Annotated in this window: 20 protein-coding genes; 15 read left to right on the forward strand and 5 right to left on the reverse strand. The window is 65.9% G+C overall.

What is annotated here, in order from left to right; all coding sequences use genetic code 11:
• Positions 1–5: 5 nt before the first annotated feature.
• From DKT70_RS06215 to DKT70_RS06230, 4 genes are all read left to right on the forward strand, one after another.
• Positions 6–1,154, forward strand: a complete 1,149-nt coding sequence (locus DKT70_RS06215) for a CCA tRNA nucleotidyltransferase (protein WP_233490443.1) — start codon at positions 6–8, stop codon at positions 1,152–1,154.
• On the forward strand, positions 1,151–2,995 hold the full coding sequence (locus DKT70_RS06220; RefSeq protein ID WP_111558322.1) for an ABC transporter ATP-binding protein: 1,845 nt from the start codon (positions 1,151–1,153) through the stop codon (positions 2,993–2,995). The genes DKT70_RS06215 and DKT70_RS06220 overlap by 4 nt, the downstream gene beginning before the upstream one ends.
• The gene (locus DKT70_RS06225) at positions 2,992–4,215 is read left to right on the forward strand and encodes a class I SAM-dependent RNA methyltransferase (protein ID WP_111558323.1); all 1,224 of its coding nucleotides are present in this window, start codon (positions 2,992–2,994) and stop codon (positions 4,213–4,215) included. The genes DKT70_RS06220 and DKT70_RS06225 overlap by 4 nt, the downstream gene beginning before the upstream one ends.
• A 61-nt stretch (positions 4,216–4,276) precedes the next feature.
• A complete protein-coding gene (locus tag DKT70_RS06230; protein WP_407672193.1) occupies positions 4,277–4,801 on the forward strand; it encodes a L,D-transpeptidase family protein in 525 nt (174 codons plus the stop codon).
• Positions 4,802–4,877: 76 nt separating this feature from the next.
• Here the strand turns inward: DKT70_RS06230 and dalA are convergent, their stop codons facing one another.
• A complete protein-coding gene (dalA, locus tag DKT70_RS06235) occupies positions 4,878–5,396 on the reverse strand; it encodes a divisome-associated lipoprotein DalA (RefSeq protein WP_456095297.1) in 519 nt (172 codons plus the stop codon).
• A gap of 207 nt (positions 5,397–5,603) precedes the next feature.
• Between dalA and DKT70_RS06240 the strand changes: the two genes are divergently transcribed.
• A complete protein-coding gene (locus DKT70_RS06240; protein ID WP_111558325.1) occupies positions 5,604–6,173 on the forward strand; it encodes a L,D-transpeptidase in 570 nt (189 codons plus the stop codon).
• Positions 6,174–6,202: 29 nt separating this feature from the next.
• Here the strand turns inward: DKT70_RS06240 and hemH are convergent, their stop codons facing one another.
• Both hemH and DKT70_RS06250 read right to left on the reverse strand, forming a co-directional pair.
• Complete coding sequence (gene hemH, locus DKT70_RS06245) at positions 6,203–7,243, reverse strand: ferrochelatase (protein WP_111558326.1); 1,041 nt, start codon at positions 7,241–7,243, stop codon at positions 6,203–6,205.
• Positions 7,240–8,082, reverse strand: coding sequence for a methyltransferase domain-containing protein (locus DKT70_RS06250; protein ID WP_111558327.1), 843 nt, complete (start codon positions 8,080–8,082; stop codon positions 7,240–7,242). Before DKT70_RS06250 ends, hemH begins: the two co-directional genes overlap by 4 nt.
• 31 nt (positions 8,083–8,113) lie before the next feature.
• Between DKT70_RS06250 and DKT70_RS06255 the strand changes: the two genes are divergently transcribed.
• Genes DKT70_RS06255 through DKT70_RS06270 form a run of 4 tightly spaced genes read left to right on the forward strand, consistent with a single transcriptional unit; the run spans position 8,114 to position 10,472 of the window.
• Positions 8,114–8,848 carry a ComF family protein gene (locus tag DKT70_RS06255; protein ID WP_111558328.1) on the forward strand — a complete coding sequence of 245 codons (735 nt, stop codon included), beginning with the start codon at positions 8,114–8,116 and terminating at the stop codon, positions 8,846–8,848.
• Between the two features lie 30 nt (positions 8,849–8,878).
• Entirely contained in the window at positions 8,879–9,148 is a 270-nt protein-coding gene (gene grxC, locus DKT70_RS06260; RefSeq protein ID WP_072295852.1) for a glutaredoxin 3, read from the forward strand.
• Between the two features lie 14 nt (positions 9,149–9,162).
• Positions 9,163–10,011 (forward strand): carbon-nitrogen hydrolase family protein, encoded by an 849-nt coding sequence (locus DKT70_RS06265; RefSeq protein WP_111558383.1) that lies wholly within the window; start codon positions 9,163–9,165, stop codon positions 10,009–10,011.
• Positions 10,008–10,472, forward strand: coding sequence for a MarR family winged helix-turn-helix transcriptional regulator (locus DKT70_RS06270; protein ID WP_111558329.1), 465 nt, complete (start codon positions 10,008–10,010; stop codon positions 10,470–10,472). Before DKT70_RS06265 ends, DKT70_RS06270 begins: the two co-directional genes overlap by 4 nt.
• Positions 10,473–10,481: 9 nt before the next feature.
• Here DKT70_RS06270 and ubiG read toward each other — a convergent pair whose 3' ends face one another.
• On the reverse strand, positions 10,482–11,213 hold the full coding sequence (gene ubiG / locus DKT70_RS06275) for a bifunctional 2-polyprenyl-6-hydroxyphenol methylase/3-demethylubiquinol 3-O-methyltransferase UbiG (protein WP_111558330.1): 732 nt from the start codon (positions 11,211–11,213) through the stop codon (positions 10,482–10,484).
• Between the two features lie 50 nt (positions 11,214–11,263).
• On the opposite strand from ubiG, the gene pip reads away from it, so the two are divergent.
• The 6 genes from pip (at position 11,264) to infB (ending at position 18,301) form a co-directional block, all read left to right on the forward strand.
• Positions 11,264–12,262, forward strand: a complete 999-nt coding sequence (pip, locus tag DKT70_RS06280; RefSeq protein ID WP_111558331.1) for a prolyl aminopeptidase — start codon at positions 11,264–11,266, stop codon at positions 12,260–12,262.
• Entirely contained in the window at positions 12,259–12,723 is a 465-nt protein-coding gene (tspO, locus tag DKT70_RS06285) for a tryptophan-rich sensory protein TspO (protein WP_111558332.1), read from the forward strand. The genes pip and tspO overlap by 4 nt, the downstream gene beginning before the upstream one ends.
• A 130-nt stretch (positions 12,724–12,853) precedes the next feature.
• Positions 12,854–13,471: a ribosome maturation factor RimP gene (rimP, locus tag DKT70_RS06290; RefSeq protein WP_108501866.1), complete on the forward strand. Its 618-nt coding sequence runs from the start codon at positions 12,854–12,856 to the stop codon at positions 13,469–13,471.
• A gap of 4 nt (positions 13,472–13,475) precedes the next feature.
• Positions 13,476–15,104, forward strand: coding sequence for a transcription termination factor NusA (gene nusA / locus DKT70_RS06295; RefSeq protein WP_111558333.1), 1,629 nt, complete (start codon positions 13,476–13,478; stop codon positions 15,102–15,104).
• 22 nt (positions 15,105–15,126) lie between these two features.
• Complete coding sequence (locus tag DKT70_RS06300) at positions 15,127–15,747, forward strand: RNA-binding protein (RefSeq protein ID WP_111558334.1); 621 nt, start codon at positions 15,127–15,129, stop codon at positions 15,745–15,747.
• Positions 15,748–15,754: 7 nt separating this feature from the next.
• Positions 15,755–18,301: a translation initiation factor IF-2 gene (infB, locus tag DKT70_RS06305; RefSeq protein WP_111558335.1), complete on the forward strand. Its 2,547-nt coding sequence runs from the start codon at positions 15,755–15,757 to the stop codon at positions 18,299–18,301.
• 167 nt (positions 18,302–18,468) lie between these two features.
• Here infB and DKT70_RS18625 read toward each other — a convergent pair whose 3' ends face one another.
• The gene (locus tag DKT70_RS18625) at positions 18,469–18,597 is read right to left on the reverse strand and encodes a hypothetical protein (protein WP_267895642.1); all 129 of its coding nucleotides are present in this window, start codon (positions 18,595–18,597) and stop codon (positions 18,469–18,471) included.
• Positions 18,598–18,611: the final 14 nt, after the last annotated feature.

An 18,611-nucleotide genomic window follows, 5' to 3' on the forward strand; every position in this document is an offset into this window, starting at 1 on the left:
TGCGGATGCCGGCGCAGATCATGGAGGATGCCGCGCTGGTCCATGTGCTGGACACGCTGCATGCGCAGGGCGATCACGCCTATCTGGTGGGCGGCGTCGTGCGCAACGCGCTATTGGGTCAGCCGGTCGACGATATCGACATCGCGACCGATGCCGTGCCCGAACGCGTCATCGCGCTGGCCGGTGCCGCGAACCTGCGGGCCGTTCCGACGGGCATCGACCACGGCACCGTCACGCTGGTCCATGAAGGGCGCGGCTTCGAGGTGACGACCTTTCGCCGCGACGTCGAGACGGACGGCCGCCATGCCGTCGTGTCCTTCACCGATGACATCGCCCAGGATGCCGCGCGCCGCGATTTCACCATGAACGCGCTTTATGCCGACCGGACGGGCCAAGTGCTGGACCCGGTGGGCGGCCTGCCCGACCTGCAGGCCCGCCGCCTGCGCTTCGTCGGCGATCCGGCACAGCGCATCCGCGAGGATTACCTGCGCATCCTGCGCTTCTTTCGCTTCTTTGCACGCTATGGCCAAAAGGCCGATCCGGATGCCGTCGCCGCCTGCGCCGCGCAAAAGGACGGCCTGTCCGGCATCGCCCGCGAACGCATCGGCGCCGAGATGCGCAAGCTGCTGGCGGCGGATGATCCGGCGCCCTCGGTCGCGCTGATGGCGCGGACGGGCGTTCTGGACCTGCTGCTGCCCGGCGCCGATCCGGTCGCACTGGACGCGCTTCTGGCGCAGGAAGGCAACGCGCCCCCGGCCTGGCCGCGCCGTCTGGCGGCCTTGCATCGCGATCCCGCCGCCGCGCTGCGCCTGTCCAAATCCGAAGCAAGGACCCAATCGGCCCTGCGGACGGCGCTGGATCAGGATTGGTCGCTGGACCAGGCCGCCTATCGGTTTGGCGCCGTGATCGGGCTGGACCATGCATTGCTGATGGCCGCGCGCGGACAGGACCTGCCCCCCGACTGGCGCGATCGGGTCGTTCAAGCGGCCCAAGCCCGCTTTCCCATCAAGGCCGCCGACCTGCCCGACCTGCAAGGCCCCGCCCTGGGCCAGGCCCTGAAGACCGCCGAAGCTGCCTGGATCGCCTCGGGTTTTGCGCTGCCCGCCCCTGCCCTGATCGACATGGCCAACCTGGCCGGAAAAGAGCCCGTATGAGCCTGCACGCCCGTTTCGGCCGCATGGTCGATGCCTTCCGCCCCGCCGATGGCGCGCCCCCGCGCAGTCTGATGGCCTTCTTCCGTTGGTGCCTGTCGGGCGCTTGGAAGGGGCTTGGTTTCGCGGCGCTGACATCGGCGATGGGGGGCGCGGCGGATGTGGTCTCGGCCATGCTTTTGGGCATGGTCGTCGATGCGGTCACGGGCAGCAGCCCCGGCACCTTCTGGGCCCAGAACTGGGGGCTGGTCGCGATCTTCGCAGGCTTTTTCCTGATCCTGCGACCGGCGATCTTCGGCCTGTCCACGGCCAGCTCCAACGTCATCATCGGGCCGAACGTCCTGCCCCTGGTGCTGTCGCGCCTGCATCGCTGGACCATGGGCCACGCGATCGACTTCTTTGACAATGATTTTGCGGGCCGGCTGGCGCAGAAACAGATGCAGACCGCGCGCGCCGTCACAGATGTCGCCAGCGAAGTGGTGAACGTGGTGGCCTTTGCGCTGGCCTCGGTCATCGGGTCGGCGGCATTCCTGCTGGCAGTGGATGGCTGGGGGGCGGTGGCGCTGCTGGTCTGGCTGGCGGCCTATTTCGCGCTGATCCGCTTCTTCCTGCCGCGCATCCGGGCGAAATCTGGGGCGCGGGCCTCGGCGCGGGCCAATGTGACGGGGCAGGTCGTCGATACCATCACCAACATCAAGACCGTCAAGCTGTTCGCCCATGACCGCCATGAAGATCAGGTGGCCCTGGGCGCCATGGCCGGTTTCCGTGAACGCGCGCTGGATTTCGGCGTCGTCAGCACTTGGTTCCGCCTGTCGCTGATGATCGTGGCGGGGATCCTGCCGGTGATTTTGGTGGGCGGCACCATCATTCTGTGGCGCCAGGGCGCGGCCACGGTGGGCGATGTCGCGGCATCGGGTGCCATCGCCATGCGCCTGTCGCAGATGACCGGATGGGTCAGCATGTCGCTGATGGGCATGTGGGGCAATATCGGAGAGGTCGAGGACGGGATGCGCACCCTGTCGCCCCCCCACGGGCTGACCGATGCCCCCGACGCCATCACGCTGGACCGGGTGCAGGGCCAGATCCGGTTCGACCATGTCAGCTTTGCCTATGGCCGGGACGAGGGCGGAATCGAGGATCTGGACCTGACCATCGCCGCCGGCGAAAAGGTCGGCATCGTCGGTGCGTCAGGGGCGGGCAAGTCGACCCTGGTGGCGCTGCTGCTGCGGCTCTACGACGTCGAACGTGGGGCGGTGCTGCTGGACGGGCACGACCTGCGCCATGTCACCCAGGAAAGCCTGCGCCGCCAGATCGCGATGGTCACGCAGGAAACGGCGATGTTCAACCGGTCGGCGCGCGACAACATTCTCTATGGTCGGCCCGACGCCACGCAGGACCAGATCGTCACGGCGGCGAAGGCGGCCGAGGCGCATGATTTCATCCTGACCCTGCACGACCATGCCGGACGCACAGGTTACGACGCGCATCTGGGCGAACGCGGCGTCAAGCTGTCGGGCGGCCAGCGTCAGCGGATCGCCTTGGCGCGCGCCTTCCTGAAGGATGCCCCCATCCTGGTCCTGGACGAGGCGACCAGCGCCTTGGATAGCGAGATCGAGGCCCAGGTCCAGGACGCTCTTGGCCGCGCCATGCAGGGCAAGACGGTGCTGGCCATCGCCCACCGCCTATCGACCATCGTGGAACTTGACCGCATTCTTGTGATCGAGGATGGACGCATCGTCGAACAGGGCACGCATGACGCGCTGCTGGCCCGGAACGGCACCTATGCAAGATACTGGATGCGCCAGTCGGGCGGCTTCCTGGGGACAGACGAGGCTGCCGAATGACCACCTGGACGATTGAACGGCTTGGCCGCAAGGGCGACGGCGTGGCCATCCGTGGCGATGAACGCGCGCTGGCCGCCCTGACCCTGCCGAGAGAGGAGATCGACGGCACCCCCCAGGATGGCCGCATCGCCGCGCCGCGGATCGTCACGCCCTCGGATCAGCGGGTGCGCCCGATCTGCGCGCATTTCCGCGCCTGCGGAGGCTGTTCGCTGATGCATGCCAGCGACGGTTTCACGACCGCTTGGAAACGGCAGGTGGTGGAAACGGCGCTGGCCGCGCAGGGCATCCAGGCGCCCGAGCCCCAGATGCATGTCTCGCCCCTGAAATCGCGGCGGCGGGCGGTGCTGTCGGGCAAGCGCACCAAGAAGGGCGCGCTGGTGGGCTTTCATGCCCGCGCATCGGCGGTGATCGTCGATCTGGCCGAATGCCACGTCATGCGCCCGCAGATCACCGCCGCCCTGCCGCTGCTGCGCCGGATCACCGTTGCAGGGGCCTCGCGGCAGGGCGAACTGACCTTCACCGTCATCCATGGGCCTGCCGGGCTCGATGTGGCCGTGCGGGGTGGCAAGCCGATGGACCCCGACCTGTTGCAGACCATGGCCGCCCTGGCGCGCGACGGCGATCTGGCGCGGCTGGACTGGGACGGCCAGACGATCACCCGCCGACACGCGCAACTGCCGATGGGCCGCGCGCAAGTCGTCCCGCCGCCCGGCGCCTTTCTGCAGGCCACTGCCGAAGGCGAGGCGGCGCTGTTGTCCGCCGTGCGCGACACCGTGGGCGATGCCGCCCGCGTTCTGGACCTGTTCGCCGGCTGCGGCACCTTCACCCTGCCCTTGGCGGAAACCGCCCGCGTGCATGCGGTCGAAGGTCTGGCCGCGCCCTTGCAGGCCCTTGATTCGGCCTGGCGCCAGACCGCCGGGCTGAACCGCGTCACGACGCAGGTGCGCGACATCGCCCGGCGCCCGCTGCTGCCCGATGAGCTGGCCGAATTTGACGCAATCGTGATAGATCCGCCACGCAGCGGGGCCGAACCGCAGATGCGTCAGATCGCCGCCGCGCGCGTCCCGGTGGTGGCCCAGGTTGCCTGCGACCCCGTGAATTTTGCCAAGGATTTGCGTATTCTGGTCCAGGCGGGATACCGGATCGACAGGCTGTGGGTGGTGGACCAGTTCCGCTTTTCGCCGCATGTCGAAATGGTCGCTGCATTAAGGCTTTGCTAGTCAGCATCGCGATAGATGTGATATTCCGGTCCTATAAAACAAAAAACCGTCAGAGGCAGTGATGAGCAAAACGACCCGTCGGGCGTTCACGATTTCGATGTTGGCCGTTCTGGCCGCCTGTGGCCGCCCGCAGGAGGAAAAGCCGAAATTCATCCGCTATTTCGGCCCTCCGGTGACGCAGGTCCAGATCAACAAGGGGCAGCGCCGGATGCATCTGTTCAGCGGCAGCACCGTGGTCAAGTCCTATGACATCAGCCTGGGCAACGTGCCCGTCGGTCACAAGCAGTTCGAAGGCGACGGCAAGACCCCCGAGGGCGTCTATTTCGTCGACCGCTTCAACCCGCGCAGCGCCTATCACCTGTCGGTCGGGGTGTCCTATCCCAACGCCCAGGACCGCGCCTTTGCCGAAGCCCATGGCCGCAAGCCCGGCGGCGACATCTTCATCCACGGCCGCGGCCCCGACGGCAACAACCTGTTCCCCCGCCAGCGCGACTGGACGGCCGGTTGCATCGCCGTCTCGGACGAGGAGATCGAGGAAATCTATGCCATCCTGCGCCCCGGCACCCAGGTCGTCATCTATCCCTGAGGCCGCGCTGCAATCCTGACATGACACGGCCCCGATCGCAGGATCGGGGCCGTGTCATGTTCGGAGGTGCGCCGGTTCACTGGGACCCGGTCAGCAGGGTCCACCACAGCTTGCCCGAAGGTTCCTTGTACCAGGAAAAGCCCAACAGCGTCGCCGACGGGTCCATGATGACGTCGCGGGTGTCGCGCGCACTCATCCAGGCGGCCAAGGTCTGCATCTCGTCCTCATAGCTCTCCGAGATGTTCTCGCCGATCAGGGTGCCGTTGAAACCCTGACGCCGCGCGCGGTCCAAGGGGGACGATCCGTCCGACCCCCAATGCCAGGCCCGATTCTGGGCCGACATGTCGCGCGAATGGGCCAGGGCCGCGGCATCCAGCTGGGTGCTGGGGACCAGCGCGGCCTGCCCCAGATTTCCCCGCAATGTGTTGATCTGCTGCAACACCCGCGCGGCGATGGCGGCGTTGTCGTCCACCGGCGCAACGGCCTGCGCGGGCATGTCCTGGGGCATGGGCATGGGCTGCTGTTGCAGGTAGCGCGGCGCGCATGCTGTCAGCGCAAGAACGGCAAGAACCCCGATCGACCTGATATTCCTCAACGTGCCGGCTCCCTCAAATGCGATGTGGTCTTGGTCTAACGAAGCGGGCGCCGCTGTTCAAACGCAACTCTGCGTGAGACCGTCTGCCCAGCGTCATGTCCCCGTCAAACTCCGGTTTGATTTGCCGCATCGTGGCGCGGGCGGTATGATTCCCCATCGAAGCCCGCCTCTCAAGAGCGGTGATCCGAACCCCGAGGACATGAACAGATGAGCACGCGTTTCAACTTCAACCGGCGGGCCTTTCTGGGCACCGCTGTCGCAGGTCTGGCAATGCCCGCATTGGCGCAGGAAGCGCCGACCGGCAATACCGGCCCCCAGCACAACATCTCCAGCTTCCGGATGCAGGACTGGCGCCCGCATTTCCAGAACCTGACCAATGGCGCGATCCTGTGCGACCTGACATCGCGCGCCGTCCATTACTGGTCCGAGGACGGCAACACCTATCACGTCTATCCCTCCTCGATCCCGGTCAGCGCCGAACTGACCCGCACGGGCCGGACCGAGATCATCAAGAAGGTCGATGGTCCCACCTGGTCGCCCACGCCGTCGATGAAGGCCAGCAATCCCGAATGGCCCGATTTTGTACCCGCCGGACCGGACAACCCGCTTGGCACCCATGCCCTGTGGCTGTCCTGGCAGTATTACCGCATCCACGGCACCCATGACACGCGCAAGATAGGGCGCAAGTCGTCGAATGGCTGCATCGGTCTTTACAACGAACACATCGCCCAGCTGTTCGGGCTGGCCAAGATCGGGACGCAGGTTCTGGTGATGTGAAAAAGGGGGCCAGCGCGGCCCCCTTTCCCTTATGCGACCGGTTCGACCCAGCCGCCGATATTGTCGCGGATCACGTTCAGCATCACCTGGATATGGGCCGGATCGTCATTCAGGCAGGGGATGTACTGGAATTCGTGGCCGCCGGCCTCCTCGAAGGCCTCGCGGATCTCGCCATTGATCTCCTCCAGCGTCTCGATGCAGTCGGATGAGAAGGCCGGAGAGATGACGGCGATGTCGGTATGTCCCTGTTTCGCCAGTTCGGCCACATGTTCGACGGTATAGGGCTTCAGCCATTCCTCGCGGCCGAAGACCGACTGGAAGGTGGTGTCGATGATGCCCTCGGGCCAGCCCAGTTCCTCGCGCAGCAGGCGGGACGTCTTCTGGCACTGGCAGTGATAGGGATCGCCCTGCATCAGATAGCGCTTGGGCATGCCATGATAGCTGGCCACCAGCTTCTTCGGCACCTTGCCATCCAGCGCGCGGCGCACGCTGTCGGCCAGCGCCTTGATGTAGTCGGGGCGGTTCACATAGGGCTCGCAGGTGCGAACCGCGGGCTGCCAGGTCTGTTCCATCAGCGCCCGGAACAGCTGGTCGTTGGCCGTGGCCGAGGTCGGCCCCGCGTATTGTGGATAAAGCGGCAGGAAGACGATGCGGCGGCATCCGGCATCCACCATCTTCTGCAGCACGTCATGGGTCGAGGGGTTGCCATAGCGCATGCAGAATTCGACCATCACCTGATCGCCCCATTCCTGATGGGCAGCTTCGCGCAGCGCGTTTGTCTGCGCCTTGGTGATCGTCATCAGCGGGCTTTCGTTGGCCTCGTTGTTCCAGATCAGCTTGTAGTTCTTGCCCGAGCTGCGCGGCCTGAAGGTCAGGATGATCCCCTGCAGCAGCGGCTGCCATTTCCAGCTGGGCAGGTCCACCACGCGCTTGTCGGACAGGAATTCGTTCAGGTACCGCCGCATCGGCCAATAGCCATAGCCGTCAGGCGTCCCCAGATTGGCGATCAGGATGCCGGTCTTGGCGGGTTTGATCTTGGGGTGGTCGGCAGGCGCATGGGCTGGCGTCATGGGTTCGGTTTCCTGATTGCGTTCAAGGCGTCGGCAAGCGCGGTCTTGGCGCTGCCGGGTCGCAAGGGCTTGGGCTGGCTGTCCGATGGCGCCCATCCGGTCAGAAAGACCAGATCGAAGCCGACGTTGACACGGGACGGATCGTCGCGGTCGGGGTGATGGGTGGCAAGGATGGCGCTGGCGCGGCCGATGACATCGCGGCGCGTGGGGCGGCGCAGGCGGGCGGCCATGGCGTTGCCTTCGCCCATGCCACGCAGGTCGCGGCCCAGATGGGCCAGATCGCGATAGCTGACGCGCTGCGACAGCAGGTCCGCCACCGGCAGTGCCAGCCCCGCCCGTTGCAGCAACCCGCCCATGTCGCGGATCTCTCCCATCGGCAGGACGCGGGGCGACAGGCCGCCGGTGATTTCGGCCTCGGCCTGGGCCAGTGCGGCGCGCAATTCGGCCAAGGTCTGGTTGCCGAAACAGACGCCGATGAACAGCCCGTCCTCGCGCAGGGCGCGGCGGCATTGGGCGATCTGGCCGATCGGATCCTCGGCCCAGTGCAGCGACATGGCGTGGATCACAAGGTCATGCGCGCCAGGTTCCAGATCGATCACCGGATCGTCGGCCACGACGCGGGCCTGCGGAAAGCGCGGGCCCCAGATTTCGGGAAAGCCGGTCACGACGGCGGGCTCCGTAAAGGTTCTGTTAACCTCGATCAGCCTATCGTCGATCTCGTCGGCGGCGATCTGGTGAAACAGGTCGACAAACCCCGTCCGGCGCGCGCGGTCGCGCTGGCGCTGCAGGGCGGCCGTGTCGGTCAGGGCGGGGCGCGTCGTATCTTGGGGGATCTTCATGGGACTGGAACATAGGGTGCTTTCGGGGGCGATGAAAGTCGCGCTGCACGTGCTTTATCCGCCGCAATGCCTGTCCTGCGGCGCAGGCGTCGCGGATGGCGGCGCGGGCGCGGTCCATCTGTGCGCCACCTGCTGGACGGATGCCCGGTTCATCACCGGCGCGCTGTGCGACTGCTGCGGGGTGCCGCTGCCGGATGACGGGTCGGGCGACGACCAGGTGCTGGTCTGCGACGACTGCCTGACCAGCGTGCGGCCCTGGTCGCGCGGACGGGCGGCGATGGTCTATGACGGCACGGCGCGCAAGCTGATCCTGGCGCTGAAGCATGGCGACCGGCTGGACCTGGCGCCCGCGATGGCCGGATGGCTGGCGCGGGCGGCGCGGCCCTTGGTGATGGCAGACCAGATCGTCTGCCCCATCCCGCTGCACCTGCGCCGCCTGATCAAGCGGAAATACAACCAGTCGGCCCATGTCGCGGCCCGGCTGGCGCGCGACCTGGGGCTGGATCATCAGCCCGACCTGCTGGTCCGCACCCGCCACACCCCCGCCCAGGATCATCGCGGCGCGGCCGAGCGCTTTGCCAACCTGCAGGACGCGCTGGCCGTGAACCCCCGCCGGCTGGACGCCCTGCAGGGCCGGCCCGTGCTGTTGGTCGATGACGTCATGGCCTCGGGGGCCACCATCACCACGGCGGCCATGGCGCTGTTGCAGGCCGGATCGGGACCAGTTTCGGTCGCGGTGCTGGCACGGGCGGTCAAGGATCACTAAATAAGGTCCGAACCACCCGAAAGGACCGACATGTCACAGCCCAAGATCCAGATCTATACCACCCGCACCTGCCCCTTCTGCATCCGCGCCAAGGCGTTGCTGGAGCAGAAAGGCGCCAAGTTCGACGAAACCGACGTGGGGGCCGACGCCTCAAAGCGCGCGGCGATGACGCAGCGTGCCAACGGCAAGCGCACCGTCCCGCAAATCTTCATCGGCGACACCCATGTCGGCGGCTGCGACGAGCTGTTCGCGCTGGACCGCGCAGGCAAGCTGGACCCGATGCTGAAGGGCGCCGCCTGATGTCCCCCGCGTCGCTGACCGTGGGGCTGATCCAGCTGACGGTCGGCGACGCACGGCTGACCAATCTGGAACAGACCATCCCGCTGATCCGGCAGGCTGCCGCCCAAGGCGCGCAGCTGGTCCTGACCCCCGAAGCCACGAACCTGCTGTCGCCCGACCGCAACTGGCAGCGCCGCACCCTGCGCCCCGAGGGTCAGGATGCCACACTGGCCGCCCTGCGGTCCGAGGCGAAGGCCAATGGCATCTGGTTGCTCATCGGCTCGCTGGCGCTGGCGACCGAGGATGCAGACGGGCGCTTCGCCAACCGCAGCCTGCTGATCGACCCGCAAGGCCAGATCGTCGCGCGATACGACAAGCTGCACATGTTCGACGTGACGATCAGCGAGACCGAATCCTATCGCGAAAGCGCCGCCTATCGCCCCGGCGACCGGGCGGTGCTGGCGCAAGCGGCGGGTGTGCCACTGGGCATGACCATCTGCTATGACCTGCGCTTTCCGCATCTTTATCGGCAGCTGGCACAGGCGGGGGCGCGCATCCTGACCGTGCCCTCGGCCTTCAACCCGGTCACGGGGGATGCGCATTGGGAAACCCTGCTGCGCGCCCGCGCGATCGAGACGGGATGCTTCGTCCTGGCGCCCGCCCAATGCGGCACTCATCCCGCGCCCCACAGCCCCGACAGGCCCGCACGCCGCAGTCACGGGCACAGCCTGGTGGTGGACCCTTGGGGCAAGGTGCTGGTCGATGCGGGCGTGACGCCGGGTATATCTGTTGTTTCCCTTGACCTTACGGCCGTCGACAGGGCACGGTCCTCCATCCCGTCCCTGACCCATGACCGGCCTTTCGCGGCCCCGGAAATCCCATGACCCTGCGCGCGACCCATATCGACCCCAGCACCGACCGACTGGCCGCCAGCCTGTTCGCCGAGGTGCTGATTGCCGAACAGCTGTCGCGCAACCTGATCAGCAAGGCGCTGCCGGGGGGGATGCAGATCTCTCATTTCTCGGTGCTGAACCTGCTGGCCCATGTGAACGAGGAACGCACCCCCGCCCAGCTGGCCCGCGCCTTTCACGTCACGCGCGGCGCCATGACGAACACGCTGTCGCGGCTGGAGTGGGCGGGACATGTCCATATTCGCCCCGATTGGGACGATGCGCGGCGCAAGTTTGTCTCGCTCAGCCCGGCGGGTCGGGCGGCGCGCGACAATGCGCTGGCCGCCTTCATGCCTCTGATCGCGGGCGTCGTGCGCAAGATCGGGGCCGAACGGGTGCGCAGCGCCCTGCCCGTCCTGCGCGAGATGCGCGTCCAGCTGGAAGGCAGCGACTAGGCCGCCGTTTCAGGCACGGCGCGCCGTCAGGATGTAATTCACCGACATGTCGCGATCCGACAGGCGCCAGCCATGCGTGATCGGATTGAAGACCATGCCGCGCCGGTCGACCGTGTCCAGATCGGCGGCCCCGGCCATGGCGGTTAGCTCGTCCGGGGTGATGAAGCGTTGCCAGTCATGCGTGCCGCGCGGCAGCCATCGCAGAATCCATTCCGCCCCCAGGATCGCCGCGCCAAAACTGCGCACCGTGCGGTTCAGTGTGGACACGATCACCAACCCGCCGGGACGCACCAACCGCTGGCAGGTCGCGACAAAAGCCTTGGGGTCGGCGACATGTTCCACGATCTCGAGCGCCAGAACGACATCGAAGACCTCACCGGCATCGGCCATCGTCTCGGCGGTTGTGGCGCGATAGTCGATGGTCAGGCCCTGCTGGTCGGCATGGGTCTGGGCCACGTCGATATTTACATGAGTCGCGTCGGCGCCGGTGACATCGGCCCCCAACCGCGCCATCGGTTCGGCCACCAGACCGCCGCCGCAGCCGATGTCCAGAATGCGCAGCCCTTCGAAAGGCGCGGGCCCGGTGCGGTCGCGGCCGAATTCGATGGCGATCTGTTCGGCGATATAGTCCAGCCGCAGCGGATTCATCAGGTGCAGTGGGCGGAACTTGCCGTTCGGGTCCCACCATTCGGCGGCCATCGCCTCGAACTTGGCGATTTCGGCGGGGTCGATGCTGGTCATTTTCGGTGGTCCTTCTGGCAGGCGGGCTCGACAGGCCTTATAGTATCAGCATGGACCGATTGGCAGGACAAATCTCCGCGTCACATGGCCGCCTTCACCCGGCGGTCGAACCCTTCGCGCGCCACATGCTGGAGGTGGGCGACGGCCACAGCCTCTATGTCGAGGAATGCGGCAACCCCCAAGGGCGGCCCGTCATCGTGCTGCATGGCGGCCCCGGCGGCGGATGCAGCCCCTTCATGCGTCGCTTTTTCGACCCCGATCATTTCCGCGTCATCCTGTTCGATCAGCGCGGCTGCGGCCGGTCGCGGCCCACGGCCTCGGTCACGGCAAACACCACGCCGCATCTGGTGGGCGATCTGGCGCTCATCCGCGATCATCTGGGCGTCGATCAATGGTTGCTGTTCGGCGGCAGCTGGGGGGCGACGCTGGCCCTGGCATATGCGCAGGCCCATCCCGATCATTGCACCGGGCTGATCCTGCGCGGCGTGTTTCTGGGGATGCAGTCAGAACTGGACTGGTTCTATGGCGGCGGGGCGGCGCGGTTCTTCCCCGACCTCTGGGCGCAGTTCCAGGAACCGATCCCCGAGGCCGAGCGGGGCGACATGATCGCCGCCTATCACCGCCGCCTGTTCGACGACGATACCGGGCGGCAGACGCGCTTTGCCCAGCCCTGGCTCATGTGGGAAAACGCGCTGGCGGGGCTGCAATCATCGGCCTCGGGCTTTGCGCCGCCGGAATATGCCCGCGCCTTTGCCCGGCTGGAAAACCACTATTTCCACAACAACTGCTTTCTGGACGAAGGCCAGCTGCTGCGCGACCGCGACCGGATCGAGCATCTTCCCGCCGTGATCGTGCAGGGCCGTTACGACATGGTCTGCCCGCCCGCGGGCGCCCATGCGTTGGCGCAGGGATGGGCCGGATGCCAGCTGCGCCTTGTCCCCGCATCGGGACATGCGCTGTCGGAACCCCGCATCACCGCTGAACTGGTCACCGTCATGGACACCATCCGCGACGAGGACCGCATTAAGACCCGGACCCCCCGCATATGAGCCTGAACCTGTTTCTGATCTTCATGGTGGCCAGCGCCGCCGCCGCCGCCACAGGCATCATCTTCCGCCCCGGCAGCTGGTATGACGGGCTGCGCAAGCCATCCTTCACGCCGCCGAAATGGGCCTTCCCCGTCGCATGGAGCACCATCTATCTGCTGTCGGCCATCGCTGCGGCGCGGGTGGCGCTGCTGCCGGGTGCGGGGCTGGCGCTGGCGCTCTGGGCGGCGCAGATCGCGCTGAACACGCTATGGACGCCGACATTCTTCGGGGCGCGGCGGATGGGCATGGCGATGGGCGTCATGGCCGTGCTGTGGGCCGTGGTCGCGGGAATGGTCGTGCAATTCTGGATGCTTGACTGGCGGTCGGGGCTGATGCTGCTGCCCTATCTGGCCTGGCTTTGCGTGGCGACAGGGCTGAACTGGCGCGTCTGGCGCGACAATCCCGGTGCAGGGGCACGCTGAGACAGCTTGCATTCGGCGGGGGGTGGCGCTATATGGCCTTACAACAGCGGTGCAGGGGTCCAAACCCTGCCCACCTGAACTTCCGCATGGGGCCCGCTGACGGCCCCTTTTTCATGTCCGAAAGGATCCCATGTCGAACGACCTGATCGCCAAGACGGCCATTGACCGTCGCCTGGCCGAAATCATCACGCCCGTGATCGAGGATCTGGGCTTCGAGCTGGTCCGCGTGCGCCTGCAGGGCGGCAAGACCGCCACGCTGCAGATCATGGCCGACCGCCCCGAGGGCGGCATCAACGTCGATGACTGCGCCGAGATCTCGACCGCCGTCAGCGCCACGCTGGATGTCCAGGACCCCATCGAGGACAACTATCACCTCGAGGTCTCCTCGCCCGGGATCGACCGCCCCCTGACCCGGATGAAGGATTTCGAATCCTTCGAGGGCTATGAGGCACGTCTGGACCTGAACCAGCCCATCGACGGCCGCAAGCGCTTCAAGGGCACGCTGGCCGGGACCGAGGGCACCGAGGTTCTGATCAACATCGAGGATCAGGGCGCGACCCATACGATCGGCCTGGATTTCGACCTGTTGGCCGATGCCAAGCTGGTCCTGACGGACGAGCTGATCAAGGAAATGCTGCGTCAGAAGAAGGAAGCCGGGGTCGAGATCGACAACCTGGACGAAACCGCCTTCGACGAGATCGAAACCGACGACAACGAAGGTGCCGACGGCGCCGCTACCAAGGAGTGAGTTGATGGCGATCACATCTGCCAACCAGCTTGAACTGTTGCAGACGGCCGAAGCCGTCGCCCGCGAGAAGATGATCGAGCCCGAGCTGGTCATCGAAGCGATGGAAGACAGCCTGGCGCGCGCCGCCAAGTCGCGTTACGGCGCCGAGATGGACATCCGCGTGTCCATCGACCGCAAGACCGGCAACGCCACCTTCACCCGTGTCCGCACGGTCGTCGAGGATGACGCGGTCGAGAATTACCAAGCCGAGGTCACCGTCGAGCAGGCGCGTCCCTATCTGGACGATCCCAAGGTCGGCGACGAGATCATCGACCAGGTTCCGCCCGTGGAACTGGGCCGCATCGCCGCGCAATCCGCCAAGCAGGTCATCCTGCAGCGCGTGCGCGAAGCCGAACGCGACCGCCAGTACGAGGAATTCAAGGATCGCGCCGGCACCATCATCAACGGTGTCGTCAAGCGCGAGGAATACGGCAACATCATCGTCGATGTGGGCCGTGGCGAGGCGATCCTGCGCCGCAACGAGAAGATCGGCCGCGAAAGCTATCGTCCGAACGACCGCATCCGCGCCTATGTCAAGGACGTGCGCCGCGAGACCCGCGGCCCGCAGATATTCCTGTCGCGCACCGACCCGCAGTTCATGGCAGAACTGTTCAAGATGGAAGTGCCGGAAATCTATGACGGCGTCATCGAGATCAAGGCCGTGGCCCGCGACCCCGGTTCGCGCGCCAAGATCGCGGTCATCAGCTATGACGGCTCGATCGACCCGGTCGGCGCCTGCGTCGGCATGCGCGGCAGCCGCGTTCAGGCCGTCGTGGGTGAGCTTCAGGGCGAAAAGATCGACATCATCCCGTGGAACGAGGATCAGGCCACATTCCTGGTCAACGCCCTGCAGCCCGCCGAGGTCAGCAAGGTCGTCTTCGACGAGGAAGCCAACAAGATCGAGGTCGTGGTTCCCGACGAACAGCTGTCGCTGGCCATTGGCCGCCGCGGTCAGAACGTCCGCCTGGCAAGCCAGCTGACGGGTCTGGACATCGACATCCTGACGGATGAGGAGGAATCCAAGCGTCGTCAGGCCGAGTTCAACACCCGCACCGCCCTGTTCATGGAAGCGCTGGACCTGGATGAATTCTTTGCTCAGCTGCTGGTTGCCGAAGGCTTCACCAACCTCGAAGAAGTTGCGTTCGTCGACAGCGAGGAATTGCTGACCATCGACGGCGTGGACGAAGGCACGGCATCCGAATTGCAAGCCCGTGCCCGCGACGTGCTGGAGGCCAAGAACAAGGCGGCGCTGGACCGCGCCCGCGAACTGGGTGTCGAGGACAGCCTTGTTGAATTCGACGGCCTGACCCCCCAGATGATAGAAGCGCTGGCAAAGGACGGCATCAAGACGCTGGAAGACTTTGCGACCTGCGCCGATTGGGAACTGGCCGGTGGCTGGACCACCGTGAACGGCCAGCGCGTCAAGGACGAAGGCCTGCTGGAACCCTTCGACATCTCGCTGGAGGAAGCGCAGGGCATGGTGATGACCGCGCGGGTGCTTCTGGGCTGGGTCGACCCGACCGAGCTGGAAGGCGATGCCGATGATGTCGACACCGGCGAAGATGACAACGACGACGAGGAGGCCGGGGCCTGATCGCCCCGGTACTGTGCACAGCTTGAGCCGTGGTGGACGTGACAAGGACCGGACCGATCCGGAACGCAAATGCATCGTCACCGGCGATGCGCAACCCAAACGTGGGCTGATCCGTTTCGTGATCGGTCCCGAAGGCCAGGTCGTTCCCGACCTGGCCGAAAAACTGCCCGGACGGGGCATCTGGGTCACGGCCGATCGCGCGGCGATCGACAAGGCGGCGGCGAAGGGATTGTTTTCCCGCGCCGCCCGTGCCCCCGTTTCCGCGCCCGACGATCTGGGCGCCATGACCGAGGCGGGCGTCGCCCGTCGTCTGGTCGAACTGGTGTCCATGGCCCGCAAGTCGGGTCGTGCGGTCGCCGGTTTCGAAAAGGTTAAGGGCTGGTTGGCCGAGGGGCGCGCGAAAGTGCTTCTGCAGGCCAGCGACGGGTCGGAACGCGGCAAGGGAAAGCTGTGGACGCCCACCGGCGGACGCTGGTTCGGTTGCCTGACGGCCTCAGAATTGGGTTTGTCCTTTGGGCGTGATCATGTCATACACGGCGCGCTTGCGGCGGGTGGCCTGACGGACAAGGTGATCTTGGAAGCCGGCAGACTGACGGGTCTGCGCGGGCATGACGATGGCAATACGGCTGTCGGGAAGGAATAAGACGCAGATGAGCGATAAAGACGATAAAAAGCCCTTGGGACTTGGCGGCGCAGGCCGTTCGGGCCAAGTCAAGCAAAGCTTCAGCCATGGCCGCACCAAAAGCGTGGTCGTGGAAACCAAACGCAAGCGCGTCGTGGTCCCGAAATCCAGCCCGGCGCAGACCGCTGCCGACAAGGCCAAGAATCCGCTGACCGCGCGCATGGCAGGTGACCCCTCCAAGCGCCCGGCAGGCATCTCGGATGTCGAGATGGAACGCCGCCTGAAGGCCCTTGCCGCCGCCAAGGCGCGCGAGGCCAGCGATGCTGCCGAACGTGCCGCACTGGACAAACAGCGCGAAGACGACCGCGCCCGCCGCCGCGCCGAGATCGAGGCGAAGGCCGAGGAAGAGCGTCAGCGCGAAGAGGCCATCAAGGCCAAGGCCGAAGAAGAGGCTCGCGTTGCACGCGAAGCCGCGGAAGAGGCCAAGCGCAAGGATGCCCCCAAGCAGGACCGTGCCAAGCCGGCAGCGGCAGCCAAGCCCGCCGCGCCCGACCAGGCCGCGATCGAGGCGGCGGCATCGCGCGCCGAGACCAAGGGCGTGTCGACCAGCGCCCCGCGCAAGACCGACCGCGAGAAGGTCGATCGTGACAAGAACAACAAGACCGCCCGCGACGACAGCCGCCGCGCAGGCAAGCTGTCGCTGAACCAAGCGCTGAACGGCGAAGGTGGCCGCCAGCGCAGCATGGCCGCGATGAAGCGCAAGCAGGAAAAGACCCGCCAGAAGGCGATGGGTGGACACCAGCGTGCCGAAAAACAGTTCCGTGAAGTCAAGCTGCCCGAGACGATCGTCGTGCAGGAGCTGGCCAACCGGATGACCGAGCGTGCCGCCGACGTCGTCAAGACGCTGATGAAGATGGGCATGATGGTCACCATGAACCAGGCCATCGACGCCGAGACCGCCGAATTGGTGATCGAGGAATTCGGCCACAAGGCCGTGCGCGTCAGCGATGCCGATGTCGAACAGGTGATCAACACCATCGACGACAGCGAAGCCGATCTGCGCCCGCGTCCCCCGATCATCACGATCATGGGCCATGTCGACCACGGCAAGACCTCGCTGCTGGACGTCATCCGCAAGGCGAACGTGGTGTCCGGCGAAGCCGGTGGCATCACCCAGCATATCGGTGCCTATCAGGTGACGACCGAAAGCGGAGCCGTGCTGTCCTTCCTGGACACGCCGGGCCACGCCGCCTTCACTTCGATGCGTGCCCGTGGTGCGCATGTGACGGATATCGTCGTCCTGGTGGTCGCGGCCGATGACGCCGTGATGCCGCAGACGGTCGAGGCGATCAATCACGCCAAGGCCGCCGGTGTTCCGATGATCGTGGCGATCAACAAGATCGACAAGCCCGCCGCTGACCCCAACAAGGTCCGCACGGACCTGCTGCAGCACGAGGTGGTCGTCGAGGCCATGTCCGGCGACGTGCAGGATGTCGAGGTTTCGGCCAAGTCGGGCCAGGGCATCGACACCCTTCTGGAAGCCATCGCCCTGCAAGCCGAGATCCTGGAACTGAAGGCAAACCCGAACCGAGCCGCCCAAGGTGCCGTGATCGAAGCCCAGCTGGACGTGGGCCGCGGCCCCGTCGCGACCGTTCTGGTCCAGCACGGCACGCTGAAGCGGGGCGACATTTTTGTCGTCGGCGAACAGTGGGGCAAGGTGCGCGCCCTGATCAACGACAAGGGCGAACGCGTCGAAGAGGCCGCGCCTTCGGTTCCGGTCGAGGTTCTGGGTCTGAACGGCACGCCCGAGGCCGGTGACGTGCTCAACGTCGTCGATACCGAGGCTCAGGCCCGCGAGATCGCCGAGTTCCGCATGCAGCAGGCCAAGGACAAGCGCGCCGCAGCCGGTGCCGCAACCACGCTGGAACAGCTGATGGCCAAGGCCAAGGCCGATGTGAACGTGGCGGAACTGCCGGTGGTCGTGAAGGCCGACGTGCAGGGTTCGGCCGAAGCCATCGTGCAGGCCCTGGAAAAGGTCGGCAACGACGAGGTTCGCGTCCGCGTGCTGCATTACGGCGTCGGTGCCATCACCGAATCCGATATCGGCCTGGCCGAGGCGTCGGGTGCTCCGGTCATCGGCTTCAACGTCCGTGCCAACTCTCCGGCACGCAATGCGGCCAACCAGAAGGGTGTCGAGATCCGCTACTACTCGATCATCTACGATCTGGTGGACGACATCAAAGCTGCCGCTTCGGGTCTTCTCTCGGCCGAAGTTCGCGAAAACTTCATCGGCTATGCGTCGATCAAGGAAGTCTTCAAGGTCACGGGCATCGGCAAGGTCGCTGGTTGCCTGGTCACCGAAGGCATTGCCCGCCGTTCGGCCGGCGTCCGCCTGCTGCGCGACAACGTGGTGATCCACGAAGGCACGCTGAAGACGCTGAAGCGCTTCAAGGACGAGGTCAAGGAAGTCCAGTCCGGTCAGGAATGCGGCATGGCGTTCGAAAACTACGAAGATATTCGCCCCGGCGATGTCATCGAGATCTTTGAACGCGAAGAGGTCGAGCGTACTCTCTGAGAGTGACGCGACAGGACCACAAAAGGGCGGCCCCGCGAAGGGCCGCCCTTTTTCATTGCCCGACCACGCGTCGCTGGCCGTGCGGAGCAGCAAAAAAGGGGCGACCTTTCGGTCACCCCTTGTTTCTGGTCTTCGACGGCGCAGAGCTCCTCCTGCGCCGGAGACGGTCAGTTGCCGACGGGCTTGCCTTCATAGGTGCGGTCTCCCACCCGAACCCGAATGTTGCCGTCAGCGGTCGAGCCTTCGAAAAGGCCCTGGATCGAGATGTAGCTTCCAACCGAAATTGTGCGAATCATGTCAATACCTCTTG

It is taken from the genome of Paracoccus sediminilitoris (assembly GCF_003259195.1).
Lineage (GTDB): Bacteria > Pseudomonadota > Alphaproteobacteria > Rhodobacterales > Rhodobacteraceae > Paracoccus > Paracoccus sediminilitoris.

Excerpts from the sequence above, each read along its gene's own strand:
- DKT70_RS06215 (WP_233490443.1), top strand. The coding sequence starts at position 6 with ATGCCGGCGCAGATCATGGAGGATGCCGCGCTGGTCCATGTGCTGGAC.
- DKT70_RS06220 (WP_111558322.1), top strand. The coding sequence starts at position 1,151 with ATGAGCCTGCACGCCCGTTTCGGCCGCATGGTCGATGCCTTCCGCCCC.
- DKT70_RS06225 (WP_111558323.1), top strand. The coding sequence starts at position 2,992 with ATGACCACCTGGACGATTGAACGGCTTGGCCGCAAGGGCGACGGCGTG.
- DKT70_RS06230 (WP_407672193.1), top strand. The coding sequence starts at position 4,277 with ATGAGCAAAACGACCCGTCGGGCGTTCACGATTTCGATGTTGGCCGTT.
- DKT70_RS06240 (WP_111558325.1), top strand. The coding sequence starts at position 5,604 with ATGAGCACGCGTTTCAACTTCAACCGGCGGGCCTTTCTGGGCACCGCT.
- hemH (WP_111558326.1), bottom strand. The coding sequence starts at position 7,243 with ATGACGCCAGCCCATGCGCCTGCCGACCACCCCAAGATCAAACCCGCC.
- DKT70_RS06250 (WP_111558327.1), bottom strand. The coding sequence starts at position 8,082 with ATGAAGATCCCCCAAGATACGACGCGCCCCGCCCTGACCGACACGGCC.
- DKT70_RS06255 (WP_111558328.1), top strand. The coding sequence starts at position 8,114 with ATGAAAGTCGCGCTGCACGTGCTTTATCCGCCGCAATGCCTGTCCTGC.
- grxC (WP_072295852.1), top strand. The coding sequence starts at position 8,879 with ATGTCACAGCCCAAGATCCAGATCTATACCACCCGCACCTGCCCCTTC.
- DKT70_RS06270 (WP_111558329.1), top strand. The coding sequence starts at position 10,008 with ATGACCCTGCGCGCGACCCATATCGACCCCAGCACCGACCGACTGGCC.
- ubiG (WP_111558330.1), bottom strand. The coding sequence starts at position 11,213 with ATGACCAGCATCGACCCCGCCGAAATCGCCAAGTTCGAGGCGATGGCC.
- pip (WP_111558331.1), top strand. The coding sequence starts at position 11,264 with ATGGACCGATTGGCAGGACAAATCTCCGCGTCACATGGCCGCCTTCAC.
- tspO (WP_111558332.1), top strand. The coding sequence starts at position 12,259 with ATGAGCCTGAACCTGTTTCTGATCTTCATGGTGGCCAGCGCCGCCGCC.
- rimP (WP_108501866.1), top strand. The coding sequence starts at position 12,854 with ATGTCGAACGACCTGATCGCCAAGACGGCCATTGACCGTCGCCTGGCC.
- nusA (WP_111558333.1), top strand. The coding sequence starts at position 13,476 with ATGGCGATCACATCTGCCAACCAGCTTGAACTGTTGCAGACGGCCGAA.
- infB (WP_111558335.1), top strand. The coding sequence starts at position 15,755 with ATGAGCGATAAAGACGATAAAAAGCCCTTGGGACTTGGCGGCGCAGGC.
- DKT70_RS18625 (WP_267895642.1), bottom strand. The coding sequence starts at position 18,597 with ATGATTCGCACAATTTCGGTTGGAAGCTACATCTCGATCCAGGGCCTT.